This is a genomic window from Pseudoalteromonas rubra, assembly GCF_004212645.1.
Taxonomy (GTDB): Bacteria; Pseudomonadota; Gammaproteobacteria; order Enterobacterales; family Alteromonadaceae; genus Pseudoalteromonas; species Pseudoalteromonas rubra_G.
The window spans coordinates 70941-91506 of sequence record NZ_PPUZ01000036.1 but is presented as its reverse complement, the minus strand read 5'-3'; the positions used below and the strand labels follow the sequence as shown (position 1 = coordinate 91506).

General features: G+C 47.9%; 19 protein-coding genes. 15 read left to right on the top strand and 4 right to left on the bottom strand.

All coding sequences use genetic code 11. The features are described 5' to 3' along the window. Positions 1-3 precede the first annotated feature (3 nt). From ccoO to C3B51_RS13670, 11 genes are all read left to right on the top strand, one after another. Positions 4-624 carry a cytochrome-c oxidase, cbb3-type subunit II gene (gene ccoO, locus C3B51_RS13720; protein ID WP_046003241.1) on the top strand — a complete coding sequence of 207 codons (621 nt, stop codon included), beginning with the start codon at positions 4-6 and terminating at the stop codon, positions 622-624. A 6-nt stretch (positions 625-630) separates the two neighbouring features. After that, a complete protein-coding gene (locus tag C3B51_RS13715; protein ID WP_010373992.1) occupies positions 631-816 on the top strand; it encodes a cbb3-type cytochrome oxidase subunit 3 in 186 nt (61 codons plus the stop codon). Then, positions 813-1778: a cytochrome-c oxidase, cbb3-type subunit III gene (ccoP, locus tag C3B51_RS13710; protein WP_046003242.1), complete on the top strand. Its 966-nt coding sequence runs from the start codon at positions 813-815 to the stop codon at positions 1776-1778. The genes C3B51_RS13715 and ccoP overlap by 4 nt, the downstream gene beginning before the upstream one ends. A gap of 118 nt (positions 1779-1896) precedes the next feature. After that, on the top strand, positions 1897-2388 hold the full coding sequence (locus tag C3B51_RS13705; protein WP_125719414.1) for a FixH family protein: 492 nt from the start codon (positions 1897-1899) through the stop codon (positions 2386-2388). 5 nt (positions 2389-2393) lie between these two features. Beyond that, a complete protein-coding gene (locus C3B51_RS13700) occupies positions 2394-4769 on the top strand; it encodes a heavy metal translocating P-type ATPase (protein ID WP_130245388.1) in 2376 nt (791 codons plus the stop codon). Further along, the gene (ccoS, locus tag C3B51_RS13695) at positions 4766-4948 is read left to right on the top strand and encodes a cbb3-type cytochrome oxidase assembly protein CcoS (protein ID WP_054013844.1); all 183 of its coding nucleotides are present in this window, start codon (positions 4766-4768) and stop codon (positions 4946-4948) included. The genes C3B51_RS13700 and ccoS overlap by 4 nt, the downstream gene beginning before the upstream one ends. Further along, positions 4926-5597, top strand: a complete 672-nt coding sequence (locus C3B51_RS13690) for a sulfite exporter TauE/SafE family protein (RefSeq protein ID WP_130245387.1) — start codon at positions 4926-4928, stop codon at positions 5595-5597. Before ccoS ends, C3B51_RS13690 begins: the two co-directional genes overlap by 23 nt. Before the next feature lie 227 nt (positions 5598-5824). Continuing rightward, complete coding sequence (locus tag C3B51_RS13685; protein WP_125719408.1) at positions 5825-6553, top strand: FNR family transcription factor; 729 nt, start codon at positions 5825-5827, stop codon at positions 6551-6553. Positions 6554-6653: 100 nt separating this feature from the next. Continuing rightward, on the top strand, positions 6654-7577 hold the full coding sequence (gene uspE / locus C3B51_RS13680) for a universal stress protein UspE (RefSeq protein ID WP_125719406.1): 924 nt from the start codon (positions 6654-6656) through the stop codon (positions 7575-7577). A 148-nt stretch (positions 7578-7725) separates the two neighbouring features. Further along, entirely contained in the window at positions 7726-8643 is a 918-nt protein-coding gene (ttcA, locus tag C3B51_RS13675; protein WP_125719404.1) for a tRNA 2-thiocytidine(32) synthetase TtcA, read from the top strand. A 229-nt stretch (positions 8644-8872) separates the two neighbouring features. Then, the gene (locus C3B51_RS13670) at positions 8873-10861 is read left to right on the top strand and encodes a methyl-accepting chemotaxis protein (RefSeq protein ID WP_130245386.1); all 1989 of its coding nucleotides are present in this window, start codon (positions 8873-8875) and stop codon (positions 10859-10861) included. A gap of 57 nt (positions 10862-10918) precedes the next feature. Here the strand turns inward: C3B51_RS13670 and arsJ are convergent, their stop codons facing one another. Further along, positions 10919-12118, bottom strand: a complete 1200-nt coding sequence (gene arsJ / locus C3B51_RS13665; protein WP_130245385.1) for an organoarsenical effux MFS transporter ArsJ — start codon at positions 12116-12118, stop codon at positions 10919-10921. A 3-nt stretch (positions 12119-12121) separates the two neighbouring features. Beyond that, positions 12122-13135, bottom strand: a complete 1014-nt coding sequence (locus C3B51_RS13660; protein ID WP_130245384.1) for an ArsJ-associated glyceraldehyde-3-phosphate dehydrogenase — start codon at positions 13133-13135, stop codon at positions 12122-12124. A 230-nt stretch (positions 13136-13365) separates the two neighbouring features. On the opposite strand from C3B51_RS13660, the gene rsmF reads away from it, so the two are divergent. After that, positions 13366-14805, top strand: coding sequence for a 16S rRNA (cytosine(1407)-C(5))-methyltransferase RsmF (gene rsmF, locus C3B51_RS13655; protein WP_130245428.1), 1440 nt, complete (start codon positions 13366-13368; stop codon positions 14803-14805). A gap of 350 nt (positions 14806-15155) precedes the next feature. On the opposite strand, the gene C3B51_RS13650 is transcribed toward rsmF, so the two are convergent. Continuing rightward, entirely contained in the window at positions 15156-17606 is a 2451-nt protein-coding gene (locus C3B51_RS13650; protein ID WP_130245383.1) for a hypothetical protein, read from the bottom strand. Positions 17607-17929: 323 nt separating this feature from the next. On the opposite strand from C3B51_RS13650, the gene C3B51_RS13645 reads away from it, so the two are divergent. After that, entirely contained in the window at positions 17930-18142 is a 213-nt protein-coding gene (locus C3B51_RS13645) for a ParD-like family protein (RefSeq protein WP_046003252.1), read from the top strand. Next, positions 18117-18941, top strand: coding sequence for a type I methionyl aminopeptidase (gene map, locus C3B51_RS13640; protein ID WP_125719396.1), 825 nt, complete (start codon positions 18117-18119; stop codon positions 18939-18941). The genes C3B51_RS13645 and map overlap by 26 nt, the downstream gene beginning before the upstream one ends. Here the strand turns inward: map and C3B51_RS13635 are convergent. Continuing rightward, positions 18916-19164, bottom strand: coding sequence for a YkgJ family cysteine cluster protein (locus C3B51_RS13635; RefSeq protein WP_125719394.1), 249 nt, complete (start codon positions 19162-19164; stop codon positions 18916-18918). The two genes, map and C3B51_RS13635, sit on opposite strands and share 26 nt — an antisense overlap. 223 nt (positions 19165-19387) lie before the next feature. Here C3B51_RS13635 and C3B51_RS13630 point away from each other — a divergent pair, with 223 nt between their 5' ends. After that, entirely contained in the window at positions 19388-20563 is a 1176-nt protein-coding gene (locus C3B51_RS13630; protein WP_125719392.1) for an efflux RND transporter periplasmic adaptor subunit, read from the top strand. The last annotated feature ends 3 nt before the right edge of the window (positions 20564-20566 follow it).

Sequence of the window (20566 nt, the reverse complement as noted above, 5' to 3'; positions counted from 1 at the left end):
AGTATGAGCAATAATAACTCTACAAATAAACATGAAATCGTCGAAAAGAACGTTGGCCTGATGGCTATCCTGACGGTTTTTGCCATCAGCTTCGGTGCGCTCGTTGAGATCACACCGCTGATGTTCCAAAAAGACACTACCCAGCCTGTTGATGGCCTGCGCCCGCTCACAGCACTGGAAATGGAAGGTCGTGACATCTATGTACGTGAAGGTTGTTACAACTGTCACTCACAGATGGTCCGCCCATTCCGTGATGAAGTGGAGCGTTATGGTCACTACTCTGTAGCTGGTGAATCTGTTTGGGATCACCCGTTCCAGTGGGGCTCTAAGCGTACAGGTCCAGACCTGGCGCGTGTTGGTCAACGTTATTCTGATGACTGGCACTTTGCCCACTTAATGGATCCACGCTCTGTGGTACCTGAGTCAAATATGCCTGGCTACCCTTGGCTCAATGAGAATGTATTGGACGGTCAATTAACCGCTAAGAAACTTGAAGTGTTCCGTAACTTCGGTGTGCCTTACACCGATGAGGACATTCAAGGTGCTGAAGCCGCAGTAAAGGGCAAAACCGAAATGGAAGCCCTGATTGCCTACCTTCAGCAACTTGGCACACATTTGAAGTAATTTGTTATGGATTACGGCACATACAGAGGCATTTTGACTCTGGTAATTTTAGTACTGTTCATAGTGATTGTTGTGTGGGCATACAGCAAACGTAGCAAACGTCGTTTTGATGACGCTGCCAATGCCATCTTTGAAGATGAAAAGAAACACAACAACACAATCTCAAACGAGGAAAAGGAGTCTGAAAAATGACTAGCTTTTGGAGTATTTGGGTCATCGTATTGACCTTGGCGTGTCTGGCTCTGATCTTTGGCCTGCTGCTTTGGAACCTGAAAAACTACACAGGTGTTGAAGAAGGCGAAAGTTGTGGTCACGAGTTTGACGGAATCGAAGAACTGAACAACCCACTACCAAAGTGGTGGACTTACATGTTCTTCGCAACATTTATCTGGTCTGTTTACTATCTTGCTGCTTACCCAGGCCTGGGTAACTTTGCAGGCTTTTTGAACTGGACGAGCTCTAACCAGGGCGTGACGTCTCTTGAAGAGTCTAAAAAGGCAATTGAAGAAGCCAAAGCAAATGGTCACTGGGTTCAACTTGATAAAGAGTTTGAAGCCGCTGACGAGCGTTTCGGTCCTATCTTCAAAGCATTTGCTGAGCAAGACATTGAAACTCTGGTAAAAGACCAAAAAGCACTTGAAATTGGTCAGCGCCTGTTTGCACAAAACTGTGCTCAGTGTCACGGTTCGGATGCACGTGGTGCAATGGGCTTCCCTAACCTGACAGACAACGACTGGTTGTACGGCGGTACGCCTGACAAGATCAAAGAAACACTACTGCAAGGTCGTGTTGCTGCGATGCCAGGTTGGCAAGATGCACTGGGTGACCAGGGTATCAAAGAAATGACCGCATACGTACTGAGCCTATCAGGTCGTAAAGTGAATCAAAAAGATGCAGCTGCGGGTCAAGCCAAGTTCGCAATGTGTGCGGCCTGTCACGGTATGGACGGTAAAGGCTCTGTTGCCCATAACCTGCCATTTGGTGCGCCTGACTTGACCGACAACATCTGGTTATACGGTGGCTCTCAACGTGCAGTTGAAGAAACACTGCGTCACGGCCGTGCCGGTGTGATGCCAGCGTGGAAAGACATTCTGGGCGAAGACAAAGTACACCTGCTAACGGCTTACGTGTACAGCCTCTCTCAGGAGAAATAATCGAATAGATTATAAGTTTATTTAAGATCAAAAAAGCCTCCAATCGGAGGCTTTTTTTTAGGTATTTACCCCCAAATAAGATAGAATATTGCCACTGAAATTAAGCTGTTGAGTCGTTATGAACCCTACTCCCTGGTATAAGAATTTTTGGCCTTGGTTTTTAATGTTTTTTCCGCTGGTTACCATCATTGCCTGCGTATTTTTAGTGATCTTTGCTGTCGGTAACGGCCCGGATATGGTGGTCGACGACTACTACAAAAAAGGTAAAGCCATAAATCTTGAACTCAGCAAGTTCGATAAAGCCAAAGCTTTGTATTTACATGGTGATATTGATGTCAGTGATGACAGAGTGAGCTTCACCTTTACCAAGGGCGATCACAGCAAAGTCAACGCGCTCAAAGCATCTTTTTATCACCGTACCGTGAAGAAATACGATTTTGAAGTCACCCTGCTGGCCAATGCATCCGGTGAATTTACTGCGATTCTGGATGAGCCACATCACGGTGCATTTACCGTGTTTCTTGAACCTATGGACCAAAGCTGGAAGCTTAAAGAGAAGCTTCAGTTACCCACTACACAGAAAGTCGCCATTTCTCCAGAATATAAGTAGACACTATGACAAGCAGTTGTTTTCATTGTCTGGAGCCCGTACCGCCGGGGTTTTCTGCTCATGTACAATTCGAAGGCCAGCCGCAGCCGGTATGCTGCACTGGCTGTCAGGCGGTCGCCGAGACCATTCTCGCTCAGGGCATGAGCGACTATTATAAATTTCGTACCGACAGTGCGGGCAAAGTCGAAGAGCTGGTACCCGAGCAGTTAAAAGAACTGTTGAGCTATGACAATGCCGACATTCAACAGGATTTTGTTAGCCAGCAAGGCGAATTGCAGGAAGTTTTGCTCAGTGTTGAAGGCATAAGCTGCGCAGCCTGCGCCTGGTTAATTGAGAAGCAACTGCTCGGGCTTAGAGGCGTTGCCCGGGTTGATGTTAACACGTCAACCCACAGAGCCATGATCCTGTGGCACCCTCAGCAATGTAAGCTCAGTGAGATTATCAAGTCACTGCATCAGATTGGCTACAAGGCCTACCCTTTTCAGGCCGATGATGAAGCCGCGCAAAAGCAAACCGTAGCCAAAGCCTATTTACGCCGACTAGGCGTGGCAGGCCTGATGACCATGCAGGTTATGATGTTTGCGTTTGCCATGTATTTTGGCATGTTTTCCGGCATGGAAGACAATTTCGAACAATACTTCCGCTGGATCAGTTTATTTTTAGCCTCTCCGGTGATCCTGTACTCGGCCATGCCGTTTTTGACCAATGCCATCAAAGGCCTCAGAGCTAAGCAGCTCAATATGGACTTGCCTGTGTCGCTGGCCATATTTGGTGCCTATGCGGCAAGCTGTTACGCCACTGTGATGTCGGTTGGCGAAGTCTACTTTGAATCGATTTGTATGTTCACCTTCTTGCTCTTGCTCGGTAAGTACCTGGAGTTTCGGGCCCGACTAAAAGCCAGTGAATTTACAGCCAACCTGCAAAAACTGCTGCCACTGACCGCGCGTCAGTTACTGCCCGATGGCGAGCAAAAAATCGTCGCAGCAAAGAGCCTAAAACTGAGCGACCAAATCATGATCAAGCCCGGCGAAACCATCCCGGCCGATGGCGTATTGATCTCAGGCTCTACCACAGTTGACGAATCCATGATGACAGGTGAGCACCTTCCTGTTAAGAAGTATCAAACTCATCAAGTCTATGCTGGCACCATCAACCACGATGGGGTGATCACCATTGAAATCAACAAAGTGGGTCAAAACACCCTGCTTAATCAAATCATTAAGCTGCAACACAATGCCCTGACAAAACGCCCTAAAATCGTTGAAGTTACCGACAAAGTTGCCCAGTGGTTTGTCGCTTGCCTGCTGATATTCGCCTCTATCACTGCAGTTGCCTGGTATCAGATAGATCCACCCCATGCGTTTTGGGTCACCATCTCGGTATTAGTTGCAACTTGCCCGTGTGCACTGAGCCTGGCCATCCCGACTGCGCTAACATGCGCCGTGGCCACACTGACCCGAAAAGGAATACTGATCAAAGAAAGCCATGTGCTGGAAACCGTGCCTAAGCTGACCAGAATGGCCTTTGACAAAACCGGTACTCTGACCGAGGGGCGCTTCTCTATTGAGTCGGTCAGCGTCCTTAATAAAAACTGGCAGGAATCCGATGTAATGGCACTGGCTGTTGCGCTTGAACGCTACTCAGAGCACCCTATCGCCAAGGCATTTACCGAACTGGTGGTCCCCCCCAGACAGCTGAGTGACGTTGAAGTCATCACAGGCAGTGGTGTTAAAGCCCGTTTTGGCGAGCAAAAAATTGCCATCGGTAAGTCTGCCTGGTTTGGCAATCATAGTTCTTTTGCCCAGGCGACCCTGTTCGTCGATGGCAAGCCCATTGCTGATTTCTATCTGGCAGACAAAGTCAGAAACAGTGCCCCTGAGATCATCAATTATGCGCAGGGTCAAGGCCTGAGCTGCCATTTACTCAGCGGTGACAGCTCCAATGCAGTCAAAGACTTAGCATTAGAGCTTGGACTGGATACATACAAAAATGCCTGCTCCCCACAGGATAAGCAAAAGCAGGTCGAATCCTGGTCAGCACAGCAGCATGTTGTAGGCATGGTCGGTGATGGCGTGAACGACAGCCCAGTGTTTAACAGTGCCCATTTATCCATTGCAATGGAAACTGGTGCTGATATTTCCAAAAATACCGCCGATGTCGTGTTGCTTAACAGCGACCTCAAATCACTGCAAACCCTGCATCAGGTCGCGAAGAAAACCAAAACGGTGATAAAACAGAACCTCACTTTGTCACTCTGTTACAATGGCTCTATATTACCGCTCGCCGCGATGGGATTGGTGCCGCCCTGGGTGGCCGTCATTGGCATGTCTGCGAGCTCGATTCTGGTGATCACTAACTCTTTGAGGTTACTGAAGCTATGAGTATTATTTATATCCTTATTCCCATCGCAATCTTGTTTGTCATCATCGCGATCGGGGTGTTTTTTTGGGCTGTCAAAAGCGAGCAGTTTTCTGATCTGAATAAGCAAGGCCACAGCATTCTGTTCGAAGACGATAAAGAGCAACACAATAAAAGTAATGACCGAGATAAGCCTGTTTAGCGCCTTTGTAATGGGCCTGGTTGGCAGCGGCCATTGTCTGGTGATGTGTGGCGGTATCGCATCCAGCCTGCAACTTGCTCAAACCAAACAGCCTCCTTTTGTCACTGCGCTGCTATATAACCTCGGCAGATTAGGCAGCTATATGGTGGCAGGCGCATTAGTTGCCGGACTCGGCGGGGCATTTGCCAAACAAAGCACGTTGTTTGCGAATACACTCAATGTGATGAGCGGCGTGTTTATGCTGCTGGTTGGTATCTATGTCATGCGCCTGGCTGCGACGTTGAATTGGCTGGAAAAAGCGGGAAAATGGCTGCTCTGGCAACGTCTGGTGCAGCTCAACAAATACTTGCTCCCCATCGACAGCAAGGTTAAAGCCCTGGCATACGGTGCCTTATGGGGCTGGTTGCCATGTGGGCTGGTCTATTCAGCACTGACCTGGAGCCTGCAGGCGAGCAGCAGTATCAGCGGTGCACTCACAATGGCCGCGTTTGCATTGGGTACTTTTCCGGCCATGTTAGCGGTAGGCCAAACCGCCCAGCTGCTCAATACATTCTTAAATCACAAGGCAACACGCATTGCGCTGGGCAACATTTTTATTTGGTATGGCTTTTATCTACTAATCATTGCAACGGACAAACTAGTACATTAATCTAGACGCAGTAATACTATTAGATGAGAGTCATTGGCTTTGGTGAGAGAATGGGAGTTTTTTGACCAGAGTTGATCAACATGTTGCTTAGTACTTCTGATTATAGTTACTAAAACACAGCTAGTAAGTTGTATACCCGAATATCAGGTATCGCAAAGTTCAAGTATTAAAATATGACCGCATCTAATAGAATGTCATTAACGTGCGTCATAGATAACGGATTTGTTATGGATTTAAATAATCGTTCAAAAAGTCAATGTACTATCAGCTGCAATAACTGCAGTATCAGCCAATTATGCCTGCCGTTCTCTTTAAACGGCAGTGAAATGGATAAGCTGGATGAAATCATCGAGCGTAAAAAACCCCTGCATAAGGGGGACTTTTTGTTCGAGTCCGGTAGCGAGCTCAACGCAATCTTTGCGGTGCGCTCCGGGTCTTTTAAGTCCTACACTATTTCAGAGCAAGGTGATGAACAGATCACCGGTTTCCACCTGGCCGGAGACTTAGTCGGCTTTGATGCCATCAATAAAATGCAGCACCAAAGCTTTGCTCAGGCGCTGGAAACCTCTATGGTCTGTGAAATCCCATTCGATACCTTAGACGAGCTGGCTGGCAAACTGCCAAAGCTCAGACAGCAGATCATGCGCCTGATGAGTAGCGAGATTAACTACGATCAGGAGATGTTGCTGTTACTTAATAAGAAAACAGCAGAAGAGCGCCTGGCCACTTTTATCTACAACCTGTCGAACCGCTTTGGTGAACGTGGCTTCTCGCGTAAAGAGTTCCGCTTTACCATGACCCGAGGCGAAATTGGCAATTATCTGGGGCTGACCGTTGAAACCATCAGCCGCCTGTTGAGTCGCTTTCAAAAGGCAGACATCATCAAAGTAGAAGGCAAATTCATCACCATTTTGGATATTGATGAACTGGCCAAGGCCGCCGCAATTTCTCTTTGATCTAAGGCAATTAACGGCTCACTTTTGCTTTATACCACGGCGATTTCGATTACACTGTAGACAGAGTTGAAATCGTCCGTGCAAGATTAAGGAGCCCATTATGGAACAAATCAAACGCATTCTCACCGTCATAGATCCGACCAAACAACAGCAGAACAGCCTGGATCGTTCTATCAGTCTGGCGCAAAAAACAGGCGCAAAAATCACTGCCTTTTTATCCATTTATGATTTTTCATACGAGATGACGACGATGTTATCGCGAGAAGAACGTGAGGCGATGAGAGAAGCGGTGATTAAGGACCGTGAGGCCTGGATTTCAGAACTCACCAGCGGCTATCAAGACATCGATATCGAAACCAAAGTGGTGTGGCATAACCGGCCTTATGAAGCCATCATCAAAACGGTACTCGAACACGAATTTGATCTCGTTATTAAAGCGACTCACCAACATGACACGCTCAAGTCTGTGATTTTTACACCGACAGACTGGCACCTGATCAGAAAGTGCCCTGCACCGGTCTTATTGGTAAAAGATCATGCCTGGCCAGAAAAAGGCGAAATACTTGCGGCAGTCAATGCGGTCAGTGATGACGAACAGCATCAGGCGCTGAACAATCGTATTATCAAAGACGCACAGTTTTTATGTGAGCTTGCCAACGCCTCTTTGAGCCTGGTTAACACTTACCCGGCAACACCAGTGAACATCGCAATTGAGATCCCTGAGTTTAACCCGTCTCAATACAATGAAGCGGTGAAGAAACACCACGAGGAAGAAACCTGGGCACTGGCGCAGCGGTTTGGCCTGAGCGACAGCCAATGTGTGATTAAGGAAGGCTTACCAGAGGATGTGATCCCGCATATTGCAAAACAAAAAAATGCCGAGCTGGTTGTGATTGGTACCGTCGGACGCACAGGTCTCAGTGCAGCACTGGTTGGTAACACGGCAGAGCACGTCATCGACAGCCTGGACTGCGACGTACTGGCCCTTAAACCTGACGGTTACAAAAGCCCGCTAGCAGAATAAGTCCAATATCATTATCGGCACCGAACAGGTGCCGATCCTTTCCTCTTTTTGCCTGTTCACAATCACACCGCTAATATTGCAGTTTACTGGTCTGGCGGTATAATGCGCCCTTATTTATTTTTGCCGTCATTTTTATATAGGGGGGCGAGTGTCTCACTCACAAGAAGCAAAGCAAGCATATAGCCTGAACAAGTTGCAAAAACGCTTAAGAAGGCTGGCCGGTCAGGCTGTAGGCGATTTTAATATGATCGAAGAAGGCGACCGCGTAATGGTTTGCCTGTCTGGCGGTAAAGACAGTTATACTTTGCTGGACGTGCTGCAACACCTACAGCGCGTTGCCCCCATTAAGTTCGACGTGTTCGCCATCAACCTGGATCAAAAGCAACCGGGTTTTCCAGAGCATATTCTGCCTGAGTATCTTGATACCCTTGGAGTTGAATACAAAATCGTCGAAGAAGATACCTATTCAATCGTCAAAGATAAGATCCCGGAAGGCAAAACCACCTGCTCTCTTTGCTCTCGTTTGCGTCGCGGTATTTTGTACCGTACGGCCAAAGAAATGGGCGCAACCAAAATTGCGCTGGGCCACCACCGTGATGACATGATTGAGACCATGTTTTTGAACATGTTTTACGGCGGAAAACTAAAAGGTATGCCACCTAAGCTGATGAGCGATGATGGTCAGCACATGGTGATCCGCCCGCTGGCTTACTGTAAAGAAGCCGACATTGCACGTTATGCGCAAAGTCAGGCATTCCCGATCATTCCTTGTAACTTGTGTGGCTCACAAGAAAACCTGCAACGTAAACACGTTAAAGCCATGCTCAATGAGTGGAATACCACTCATCCAGGTAGAATTGAGAGCATTTTTACGGCCATGCAAAATGTCGTGCCCTCGCACCTGGCAGATCATGCTTTATTCGATTTCCGTGCTTTGCAAAAAGACGATGTTATTGATGGTGGCGATATTGCACTCGATAAGCCAGAGTTTCCAAGCATTCCTGCAAACACTGAGCAGGATGAAGACGAGCAAACAGTTCAGATCCAGGCAATAGAAATCAGTTAAATTATCTGCCGGGTGCGCCTGCGCCCGGTTTCTGCCACCGCAGATCCAACCATACGCAACCACATTACGTACTGTCATCAAACGAGCCACAAGCAAAAAATAAGAACTTTGTTTCTTTTTTTTAACTTTTTGGGTGATATAGTTCCCACTAAAGGGATTCTTGTTTACAATACGTGATAGTAATCATTTTTAATTGCATTTAGCAAAATAACCTTAAGTCAGGTACTCCATGTCCACCAAACTACGTTTGTTGATTTCATTTTTGCTGGTTGGCTTACTGCCCGCCGCGTTTATGGCAATCACATCCCTCATAACCGCATCCAAAGCATTAGAGCGTCAGGCCTATAATCAGCTGACCTCAATCAAACATATTAAGCACCGGCAAATTGAGGATTACTTCCACGCGCGCAAGGCAGATTTAAGTCTGATTGCCACGCAGTGGCAGCAACTGGTCAACAGCGCGCCACATATGGATACTAAGCAGCTGGCACACAGTAACCATACTTTGTTCAAGCATTTTATTGAACAAAAAGGGTTTTACGACTTATTCATCATAGATATGGATGGCTATATCGGCTATACCGTCGCGCAGGAAAGCGATTATCAGACCAATCTGATAAACGGGCCCTATCGCGACTCAGGACTAGCCCAGCTGTTTCGTCGTACGGTCACCGGCAAGCAGTTCTCAATCACTGACTATCAGCAATATGCCCCCAGCAATAACGAGCCTGCAGCGTTCATTGGGGTGCCTGTACAGAGCAATGGTCAAACCCATTCCATTATTGCGTTACAAATCTCCATAGATACGATTAACGACATCATGCAACAACGTGATGGTATGGGAAAAACCGGCGAGTCTTACCTGGTTGGCTCAGATCTAAGAATGCGTTCCGACTCCTACCTGGACCCTACAGCGCATAGTGTAACGGCCAGTTTTGCCGGTACCGTCGCGCATAATGGTGTCGACACTTTGGCGGTCAGACGAGGTTTGCAAGGCTACTCTGAAACCGAGTTAATCATAGATTACAATGGCAACCCGGTGCTGTCAGCCTATATGCCCTTTCAGTTCGCTAGCCTGAACTGGGTATTACTGAGTGAGATAGATAAAGCCGAAGCATTCGCCCCCATTTATCAATTGTACTGGTTTATTGCACTGATTGGCGTGATTGCAATCATTGTCATAATTTCAACAACCTGGTTAATAGCGAACTCAGTGTTACGCCCGCTCGGTGGAGAGCCCCGCGTAATGCGAGACATCAGCGAGCGCATCGCCTCTGGAGATTTACGCCAGGATTTTAGTCAGGACACCAATGTGACCGGCGTATACGGCGCTATGAGGCAAATGACCAGCTATCTCACCGGCGTGATTGGGACAATCAGTGAAACGACTTCTCAACTTGCCGTTACGGCCAGCCAGACCAGTGCAGCCAGTGAGCAGGCCAACACCAGCTTGCAGGAGCAACATGCCAACATTGAGCAAGTCGCCCTTGCCATTGCCGCCACCGCTCAGTCTGTCGAAAGTGTTGCGAATAGCGCCAATCAGGTTGCAGCGCTCAGCGTCGACACACAAAGTAGCACAGAGGCCGCGAGCCAGACATTGGCGGAATGCGTTTCTAAAATGACGACTCTCGATCAGGTGATCAGCGACTCTGAGCGGGCGATCAAAGAGGTAGAATCAGGGGCTCAGAACATAGGTAAAGTGATTGAGGTGATCCAGGCCATCACCGAACAGACCAACCTGCTGGCGCTCAATGCCGCCATAGAGGCAGCCAGAGCAGGCGAGCATGGCCGCGGTTTTGCCGTCGTTGCAGACGAAGTACGCCAGCTTGCTTACAAAACTCAACAGTCTACCGGTGACATAGAAACCATGATCCAGGAGCTACAAAGTGCGACCACACAAGCGGTTGATAAAATGCATCAGTCTGCCGAGGTTGCCCAAGCATCCATCTCAGCAACCAATGATAGTGCTGCCAGCCTGCAAACCAGCGTCGAGCAAATTCAGGAAATTTCGGCAAGTGCAAAACGTATCGCTCAGGAAGCACAACAGCAGAGCGAAACCACCGAAGAGATCAGTTACAATATTGACGCTATTAAACAAGCCGCACTGGATAATGCAGCAGGCGCAGATCAGGTGGCCAGTGCCAGCCTGGACTTGGACAAACAGTCACGAAAGCTAAAACAAATCACAGCCGGCTTTAAACTGCCAGAAACAGCTTGATGATAATCAGGCAAGCCACTGGCACACGCCAGCTAGCTTGCCCATTTATACGAGCGATTATCTAGTATGGCGTTGCAATCCATGGGTAAGTAAAGTCGCTAACAGCAGTAAAGCACTGGAGATCAACAGACAGCTAACCAGGCCGCCATACTGATATGCCAGACCAGATAAAATCGTGCCAACGAGACGCCCCATGGCGTTGGCCATATAGTAGAACCCCACATCCATTGACACCCCGTCCGCATCGGCATAGTGAACGATTAAAAAGCTGTGCAGTGAAGAGTTGATGGCAAAGACCGCGCCAAAGATCAGCAGACCAGCAATAATAGAAACCTGAGTATACCACTGCGACCAAAGAGCCAACGCAATCACAGCGGGGATCAAGGTCAGCAGGGCCACCCAAATAAAGGCTTGCTGACTACTTGAGCGTTGCTTGCCTAAAAGCTTGGGCGCGTTGGCCTGCACCAGCCCATAAGCAATCACCCAACTGGCCATAAACCCGCCAACCCACCAGTGATCCCAGCCAAACACGCTGGCCAGATAGACAGGCAACGCCACCACAAACCAGACATCCCGGGAAGCAAACAAAAATAGCCTTGCAGCCGACAGCCAGTTAACCTGCTTGCTGGTCGAAAACATCTCTGAAAACTTGGGTTTGTGTTTTTTCTTGCCCAGATCCTGCTTGAGTAATATTAAACTGAGTACCCAGGTTACCAGCAGCATCAGACTCATAAACCACAACGCGCCCTGAAAACCCAGCTGTGTCAGCAATAATCCGCCAAGGAAGAACCCGACCCCTTTAAGTGCGTTTTTAGAGCCTGTCAGTATCGCAACCCACTTAAAAAGCACGCCATCTTGCTCTTTTGGCACCAACAACTTAATGGCGCTTTTAGCACTCATTTTATTGAGATCTTTAGCAATACCCGATAAGGCCTGAGCGACCATGACATAAGCAACACTGAGCCATTGTGGATCCACTGCCAACATAAGCAATGCGACAATTTGCAAAAACAACCCCACATTCATGGTCTTGTTCAGGCCCATTCTGGCGCCCAGCCAGCCACCAACCAAATTGGTCACCACGCCGAATACTTCATAAAGTAAAAACAACGACGCGATGGCGATGGGACTGTAACCCAGCTGATGGAAATACAGCACCACCAGCATCCTCAGTGCGCCATCTGTCAGTGTAAACGACCAATAGTTGCCTGTGATAACCAGATACTGCTTAATGGGCGCGGATAACTGCTGTAACACGCCTTACCCCCAGCGCTGTGCAATCACATAGCGCACCAAGTCAGCGGTACGATTCGCATAGCCCCACTCGTTGTCATACCAGACATACAACTTAACTTGAGTACCATTGACCACCATAGTCGATAATGCATCTACTATGGCGCTGCGAGGGTCGGTTTTATAGTCAACAGACACCAATGGGCGGGTTTCATAGCCCAGAATACCGGCCAGCTCACCCTGAGCCGCCTGCTCCATCCAGCTGTTGATTTCTTCCACTGTGGTTTCGCGATTGACTTCAAACACACAGTCTGTGATCGACGCATTGGTCAGTGGCACGCGCACGGCATGGCCATTGAGCTTGCCTTTAAGTTCCGGGAAAATATGCGTAATAGCAGTTGCTGAGCCGGTCGTGGTCGGGATTAAACTGGTGCCACACGAGCGTGCTCTGCGCAGATCCTTATGGGGCGCGTCAATGATGGTCTGCGTGTTGGTGATATCATGAATTGTGGTCATCGACCCATGCTTGATGCCAATATTGTCCTGCAATACCTTGACAACTGGCGCCAGACAGTTCGTCGTACACGAAGCCGCTGTCACAATTGGATGTGATTCAGCTTCGAACAACTGCTGGTTTACGCCCATAACCACATTCAGTACACCCTCTTCTTTCACTGGTGCGGTAACCACAACCTGCTTAACGCCTTGCTCAAAGTAACCTGCCAGCTTTTCTTTACTTTTCAGCTTGCCACTGGCCTCCACGATTAGATCGCAGCCAGACCAGTCTATTGCTTCGGTGCGTGTTTGCTGTGTCACAGCAATACGTTTGTCCGCAATCACCATAGTGTTTTCATCACTGGCTTCGGCTTCCCATTCCCACTTGCCGTGCACTGAATCAAAGTTCATCAGATGCGCCAGTGTATGGGCATCACCACCCGGATCATTGATGTGAACGATTTCGATATCTGCCGTTTGCCAAAGTGCGCGCATGGTTAATCTGCCCATACGCCCAAACCCATTAATACCTACTTTGATAGTCATATAAATAGCCTTCTGTTAATTACACTGGATCTGCTCGGACAGCGCTCAGGGTGTTGCTGGCATCACAGAATAAAACATACGAAATATGTTATATATGTTTTTTCGTATATTCAAGATAAATAGGCCAGTCTTCGGTTGCTACATGGAATATAGCCTGTTGGGGTGAGTCTATCCCCGTGTGATGTCAATTAGTGGTAAACTAGTCAGATAAAGTGCAAGAGATAATGACTTTGGACAACAAAACCTATATTCCCGATGAATTTATTGCTGATGTCGCCAGCTACATTCCGGCGCATCTGTCGATGGACGACTTTATTGCCAGCTGTCGCAGCGGCCTGAGACGCGCAGTCCGCGTTAATACTCTGAAGATGTCACAACAGGCGTTCGAACACGAGGCCGTAAAACTGAACTGGCAAATTGAACCTATCCCCTGGTGCGCACAAGGCTACTGGCTTACTCGCCCGGATGACGAAGAAGCCAGCCTGCCTATTGGTAACACGGCGCTGCACCTTAGCGGTTGTATCTATGTGCAGGAAGCCAGCTCCATGCTGCCTCCCATGGCGCTGGCCACTTCGCTGACCCCGGGAGATCGGGTGCTGGACATGGCCGCAGCGCCAGGCTCAAAAACGTCGCAGCTGGCCGCTTTAATGGAGAATCAGGGAGTTCTGATTGCAAACGAGTTATCCTCCTCCCGATTAAAAACGCTGGCCGCTAACCTCAAACGCATGGGTGTTGCCAATTGTGCCCTGTCTCATTTTGATGGTCAGGTGTTTGGCGACTATATGTATGAAAGCTTTGACCATATCTTACTGGATGCCCCTTGCTCTGGCGAAGGGACGGTCCGTAAAGACCCAGACGCGCTCAAAAACTGGTCGCTGGCATCCAATCACGACATTGCAGAAGTACAAAAAACGCTGATCCGCAGTGCTTTTATGGCCCTTAAACCCGGCGGTACTCTGGTGTACTCGACGTGTACCCTGACTCCACTGGAAAACCAACAGATCTGCGATCACCTGCTCGATGCCTTCCCGGGAGATGTCGAGATCATTTCACTCCATGATCTGTTCCCAGAGGCAGATAGAGCCGCAACGGAGCAAGGCTACTTGCATGTCTGGCCACAAATCTACGACAGCGAAGGCTTTTTCATCGCCAAGTTCAAAAAAACCGGCAGTGTTGAAAACCCACAGCAAAAGACCAAGAAAGGACAATTCCCCTTTTCTCCCTGCTCCAGGAAAGAATTACAAACGTTTGAGACCAGTATCCGTCAACAGTTTGGGATAGCACCACTGCCCGGACAACTTATGAGCAGAGATAAAGAGTTATGGCTCTTTCCGCAAAATATGGACGCGCTAGCGGAAAAAATTAAATACTCTCGCATTGGCATCAAAGTCGCTACAACACACAAAAATGGTGTCAAACTTGAGCATGAATTTGCAACCTGCCTGGGCCATCTGGCCACAAACAATGTTTTTGCATTGGATCCCATTCAGGCAAAAGCTTACTTTCAGGGCCAGGATATTCGTCTCGATTCTCCTGACCCTGCACAAGGTGAGGTAATACTTACGCTATGTGACGCACCAGTCGGGCTTGGCAAGTGGCAGAAGGGTAAAATCAAGAACAAGCTGCCCCGCGACTTAGTGCTAAATGGTCAGTTAATAACTTGGGTATAACCTGAACAAAAGGTTTTGATAATTTTAAGACGATTCATTTATATGAAAGTAATCTATTGTTTTTAATGGAATAATTAATATTTCAAATGTTTGTAAATTTTATGAAGCCTTAGCTACACTTAAATGACTTTCTACTTCTCCCTTGTAATTAGAAGGTGTTTTTAAGTTAGCGCATGGCTCCAAAATTGAGCCGTTTCCCTAAGCCCGACTCACTCAGAGTCGGGCGTTTTTTACACTAATTCCTTCATTACGGTGCCATCTGCGGGGCTATGCTCCAGCACGCTATCAATTCAAGTAATGAATGACTCATAGCAACCTGACATCACAAACGCTCCGAAGCTAAATGTCACCTACTGGCGAGCAAGCTCGGTCAAATACCAGTCCACCTTATTCTCTTCCTGACACCTCGAAGGCAAGTGATAAGCACACACGGTTAATCCCTCACCAAAGTCCGCAACAATCTCAACAATACGGGTTTTACCGTTGACCTCGAAGCTCAATGTCCCATCGATAATCTCTACCGGATACTCACCAAGGATGTCCTGTAATATCAGTGCGTCGTCGCGATAAAATAGCTTTATCTCATCTGGCTCCCCGGTATGGGTCGTTGTATAAAACGTCACGGCAGTGTCAAATTGCGAGGCTTTAAATTCACTGTGATCTACATCTGGACTATATCGATACTGCACCAAAGATTCATAGATGACTTCCTCATAAGACGTACCAGGTGAACTAATTGAACTACGCTTGATAAAGTAAATGTCTTCTACCTGAGCAATGAACTCATAGCGGATTTGAAAAGGTGACAAACATTGCCCATCAAGGTACGTACAAATACGCTCTCTGCCATTTTCCGTTACATCATATAACTCCCGATAAAAGATATTATCGTCTACTCGGCCATCATATCTGTTGTGCTGAAACCCGATCCATACGTCAAGCTCTGGGCGAATGAGCATTTCATGTTGCTCTTTCTCATACCCCAAAAATCCTGTCCAGCGCCCAATCATGGATTGTTCGGTGATATTTGGCTTGTTTTGTTCATGTATCAGCCAGCCCCACTGTGAAGTTGCCCGCCCTTGATTGAACTCAGAGATGGCGTTGCTCTGCAAAGCCACAACCTGAAACCCGGATAGCAGAGGCTTTGTCACCATCAATTGCAGAGACTTTGTTGCTTCTCCTTGCTTATAATGCAGTGTTAAAGTAGGCCCTTGTAATGACCAACTGAGATACGTGTTGGCAAGCTCTTTCCCAAGCTCAGAAGTCTGAGTAATACTGCCATCTTGGTTAAACACCAATTTTGCTACCAATTTCGTGCCTTGATAATGGAGTTGATTATTGTGCGCCTCCAGATCCAGATACCAGGTTTTACCTAGCAGGTCCTCTGCACTGATTTGAAGCCCATTATCTTTGTGCTGAAGGTTAATAATCTGCTTTGTCTCAAGCGATTTGTTGGTATTGAGCTCACCATTGATAAACTCTTGAACATGACTGTCTAGTTCAGCCGTCTGAAAACCAGGGTTATCGGCTAACAAGCGCAAAGACAACTGAGTTGTTTTTTGCTCGACAGGATCGTTAACCACAGCGCCCTGTTCATCGACAACCCAATGCCCGAACTCATCCAGACGCGGAGTCACAGTAAAATCTGTGATTAACGGCTCAGTTAGCTCTATGCGAACAACCCCTTCACTATATGCCCAATGCTTTACAGGTGCCTTGTTTAATGCCGCAACATAACCCTGACCATGGTTGTCGAGCTTTATGTGGTAAACAGGGCTTATTTTATATTTGGGCGAATGAACAACATAATTGCCTGGCACAAAGCCCGTTTTCACATAAACCAGGTCTTTATTGGCAATAATCTCTTGCTTAGTCTGTGCAATCAATGTCGCGTTTGTGTGATTAATATGATCCGCTAGTTGGGTCGCTGCCACTTCATTTTGTGCCAGTTCAAGCGTTGTCTCAACGCCATTAGGTAAGCTATATTCCTCATTGTCGACTACAATCTTTATCAACGCCGCCAACTCTAGCTGTTCATTCGCATCAATACTCACCAGGGCCTTTGTCAGTGATAGTTCATCGTCAATTACCTGGCTATTTCTAGACGCCAGAGCGTATTCTGCCGTGGTGACATTCGTGACATTGACGGCGAAGTTTTCGTCCTTTGTTAGTATGTTATCCTCACCCGCTTGCGCCACTAGTGAACCAACTGAATCCAACAGGGATACAAATTTAACCTCCGGCTGCCCGCTACCACCAACGGCAGTGAGCCTGACCAGTGCGTCAGATTCGTGCTCGTCAACGCTCAAAGTTGCAAAGTATTCACCATCTGTGTTTACCGCGAATTCAGTTGTACGGCCCGCAACATCTAAGCTCACAGCAGCATTTAATATTGAACTGCCAGTCACGGTACCGTTGAGCATCACATTGACAACATTGCGTTTAATCGTCACTGTGTGGGACTTTTGCGTTTGTGCACCGCTGTTATCAGTCGCGGTCGCTGTAAATGTTACCTGATGATCCGTCTGGATATCGTTAGATACAAAAGTTGCTCTACCCCCTTGTTCCTCAGCCACCTTGGATAAGAACTCAGAGTCATGATGCCACTCGATCGAAACTACCTCTCCGTCTTTATCTTGTGCATCGGCAACCAAAGTGAATGCTTGTCGCTCCATAGCGGATAGTTGACCACTAATAGTGAGCGACGGAGCTGTATTCTTCGCTTCTCCTGTTGTCACACTATCTGTTGTCACACCATCGGACGAACCACCGCACCCTGAAATAAAAACCGATGCTAACACACTTATAACAATAGAATTTTTGATATATTTTTGAATTTGCACACAAACCTCTTCCGCATTCACAACCACAAACACCGTTCAAAAAACCACCCAGAGCTCAAAAAACCGGCGAATGTTAACAGCCGAAAAACATAACAACAAGGTCTACGCGAATTTTATTGTGAAAATTTGTACAAATACCAAACCAAGCATGTAACTGTGCTTTGGGAGGTCCGTCGTTTCACATAGATATGAGCCAGACTACAAAACAAATTGCATCTCTTTTATAACAATGTATGATTTGAATATGTTTTGTACATAAACCATATATTCGATAAATAACCATGGGCATAGTCAAAATTTCAGAGGAATTACACGAGGAGCTTCGGCAGGCAAGTCAGGTCATGTCGCGCTCAATCAATGCACAAGCGGAATTTTGGATCAAAATGGGCCGACTGGCAGAGCTGAATCCAGATATGACCTTTGCGCAATTGATCAGACAACAACTTAATCACACAAGGAGTGACACCATTGACTCAGGTCACGATAAAAAATAATGCCGCGATTGCGCGCATGCGGGACTCTGGTGCGCTGCTTGCCCGGGTGTTTAAGGCATTGGATGAGCAGGTTAAACCTGGCGTCACAACCCTACAACTCGACCAGTTTGTTGAGCACTATATTGTTGATGTACTGGGTGCAACGCCCGCCAGCAAAGGGCAATATGGATACCCCTATGCTATCAACACTTCCGTTAATGAAGTGGTCTGCCATGGTATGCCCAGCGCCAGGTGTGTCATCGCGGATGAAGATATTCTGAATATCGATATCACCCTGAAACATCAGGGTTATATTGCCGATTCCAGTAAAATGTACGTAATGCCTGAGGCCTGCGAGAGCGCCCGCGCACTGGTTGATGACACTATTACCGCATTATGGCGCGGTATAGCTCAGGTCAAGCCCGGTGCGACGTTGGGAGACATTGGCCATGCCATTGGAGACTATGCCTGGCTAAAAGGACTGAGTGTTGTGCGGGAATATTGTGGCCATGGCATTGGCACCCAAATGCACGAAGCGCCTGAAGTTTTGCATTTTGGTCGTGCGGGTACCGGGCTGAAACTTTTACCCGGCATGACCTTTACCATTGAACCTATGCTCAACCGGGGCAGTCACAGGGTTAAAACGCTCAACGATGGCTGGACCGTGGTTACCCGGGATCGCGCATTATCCGCTCAGGCGGAACATACTATTTTGGTCACACCAAGCGGATTTGAGGTCTTAACATTACGAGAAGAAGAAAAAGCGGCCGGGTTCACTGCGTCTGGACTCCCAGCTAAGTGCAATGTTCAAGCTCAGTGATCAGCCACATGGCATGTTCATTGTCTGAACCACACACATCTTCGCAGGGCACAAAGTCTCCACACACTTTCGGCCGCCTTGGGTCGCCAAACAACTTACACAGATTGTCATCATCCAGTTGTATACAGCGCTCACCCGCAGGCTTGCCCTGCGGCATGCCCGGAATTGGCGAACTGATACTCGGTGCTATGCAGCATGCGCCGCAGCCTAATCGACACTCCATCTGACCCTTCATAATTTGGTTTTAGTGAATAAAGCAGGCAATTATACGCCAATACACGCCTGAAAACACTAATGCCAAAACACTATGAAGTATGTATTAAGACATCATTGCAATGCCTTGTTACATTATTTGAAACGATTAAAACACCTAGACACATCTGTTCGCGTATCCTTAACCAGGTTAGAGAAATCGATTCAACCGTTATTGATGGAAGGAATAACTCGTGGCTAGTAAAAAACAAATTCTATTACCCGTTGCGGTGCTACTCGGTGGCCTGGCCACCGCTTTTGCATTTTCGGCAATGAAGCAACCGCCCGAAGAAAAACCTGAGAAAGTCATTCATCCCTTGGTTGAAGTACAGCCAGTAGATATGGCGCCGATGCAACTTATGGTGGACTCTTACGGGCTCGTCACCCCTAAGTACAGCACTGAGTTAGTCGCTCAGGTCAGCGGCCAGCTAATTGCGCTGTCAGACAAGTTTGTGAAAGGCGGATTTGTCCGCCAGGGTGAAACACTCGCTCGCATTGACCCCAATGATTATGAAGCGGCGTTAATTGAAGCTGAAGCCAGCCTGGCTCAGGCGCATTCAGCGCTGGAAATCGAACAAGCACAAGCGCATGTTGCAAAAACCGAATGGCAACGTATCAAAGATAATGCCCAATCAACCATTCCCTCAGAGCTGTATCTGCGCAAGCCCCAGCTGGCCGAGAAACTGGCGCGCTTTAAAGCCGCACAGGCCAGCGTCAAACGGGCAAAACGCAACCTGGAGCGCACCTATATCAAGGCGCCTTATGATGCCATCATTACCAGCCGCTCATTGAGTCTGGGCAGCGTTGTAAACCCGGGCAGTACTTTGGGTGTACTCAACGCAACCTCAGTTGCCGAGATCCGACTGCCAGTTGCGGACCACGAACTAAGATATTTACGTAACAACGGCCTGCAAGCCAGTGTCTCTTTGTCTGCCAAGGTTGCGGGACAAGCGGTTACCTGGCAAGGCAAGATCGTGCGCAGTGAAGGGGTTGTCGACAACAAAAGTCGGATGACCTACCTGGTTGCTCAGGTCGATACGCCCTATGCGGATCAAGCTCAACCGCTGCGCTTTGGTACCTATCTGACGGCAAAAATCGAGGGGATTTCCGTGAGCAATGCAATGCGTATCCCCCGCCATCTGATCCGCGACGGTCAGGTTGCACTGCTTGACCAAAATCAAAAGCTCACCTTTAAGCCTGTCACCGTGATCCGCGAAGTAGACGGATATGCCGTCGCCACAGAAGGGTTAGTTGACGGAGAGCAACTTATTACTTCAGCCCTGGAATATCCAACACAAGGCATGCAATTACGCCTGGGCACTGCGCCTGCACTGGCCCCAGACACCCAACTGGCTTTGAAGGAGGAGTAACCT

Excerpts from the sequence above, each read along its gene's own strand:
- ccoO (WP_046003241.1), top strand. The coding sequence starts at position 4 with ATGAGCAATAATAACTCTACAAATAAACATGAAATCGTCGAAAAGAAC.
- C3B51_RS13715 (WP_010373992.1), top strand. The coding sequence starts at position 631 with ATGGATTACGGCACATACAGAGGCATTTTGACTCTGGTAATTTTAGTA.
- ccoP (WP_046003242.1), top strand. The coding sequence starts at position 813 with ATGACTAGCTTTTGGAGTATTTGGGTCATCGTATTGACCTTGGCGTGT.
- C3B51_RS13705 (WP_125719414.1), top strand. The coding sequence starts at position 1,897 with ATGAACCCTACTCCCTGGTATAAGAATTTTTGGCCTTGGTTTTTAATG.
- C3B51_RS13700 (WP_130245388.1), top strand. The coding sequence starts at position 2,394 with ATGACAAGCAGTTGTTTTCATTGTCTGGAGCCCGTACCGCCGGGGTTT.
- ccoS (WP_054013844.1), top strand. The coding sequence starts at position 4,766 with ATGAGTATTATTTATATCCTTATTCCCATCGCAATCTTGTTTGTCATC.
- C3B51_RS13690 (WP_130245387.1), top strand. The coding sequence starts at position 4,926 with ATGACCGAGATAAGCCTGTTTAGCGCCTTTGTAATGGGCCTGGTTGGC.
- C3B51_RS13685 (WP_125719408.1), top strand. The coding sequence starts at position 5,825 with ATGGATTTAAATAATCGTTCAAAAAGTCAATGTACTATCAGCTGCAAT.
- uspE (WP_125719406.1), top strand. The coding sequence starts at position 6,654 with ATGGAACAAATCAAACGCATTCTCACCGTCATAGATCCGACCAAACAA.
- C3B51_RS13670 (WP_130245386.1), top strand. The coding sequence starts at position 8,873 with ATGTCCACCAAACTACGTTTGTTGATTTCATTTTTGCTGGTTGGCTTA.
- C3B51_RS13660 (WP_130245384.1), bottom strand. The coding sequence starts at position 13,135 with ATGACTATCAAAGTAGGTATTAATGGGTTTGGGCGTATGGGCAGATTA.
- C3B51_RS13645 (WP_046003252.1), top strand. The coding sequence starts at position 17,930 with ATGGGCATAGTCAAAATTTCAGAGGAATTACACGAGGAGCTTCGGCAG.
- C3B51_RS13635 (WP_125719394.1), bottom strand. The coding sequence starts at position 19,164 with ATGGAGTGTCGATTAGGCTGCGGCGCATGCTGCATAGCACCGAGTATC.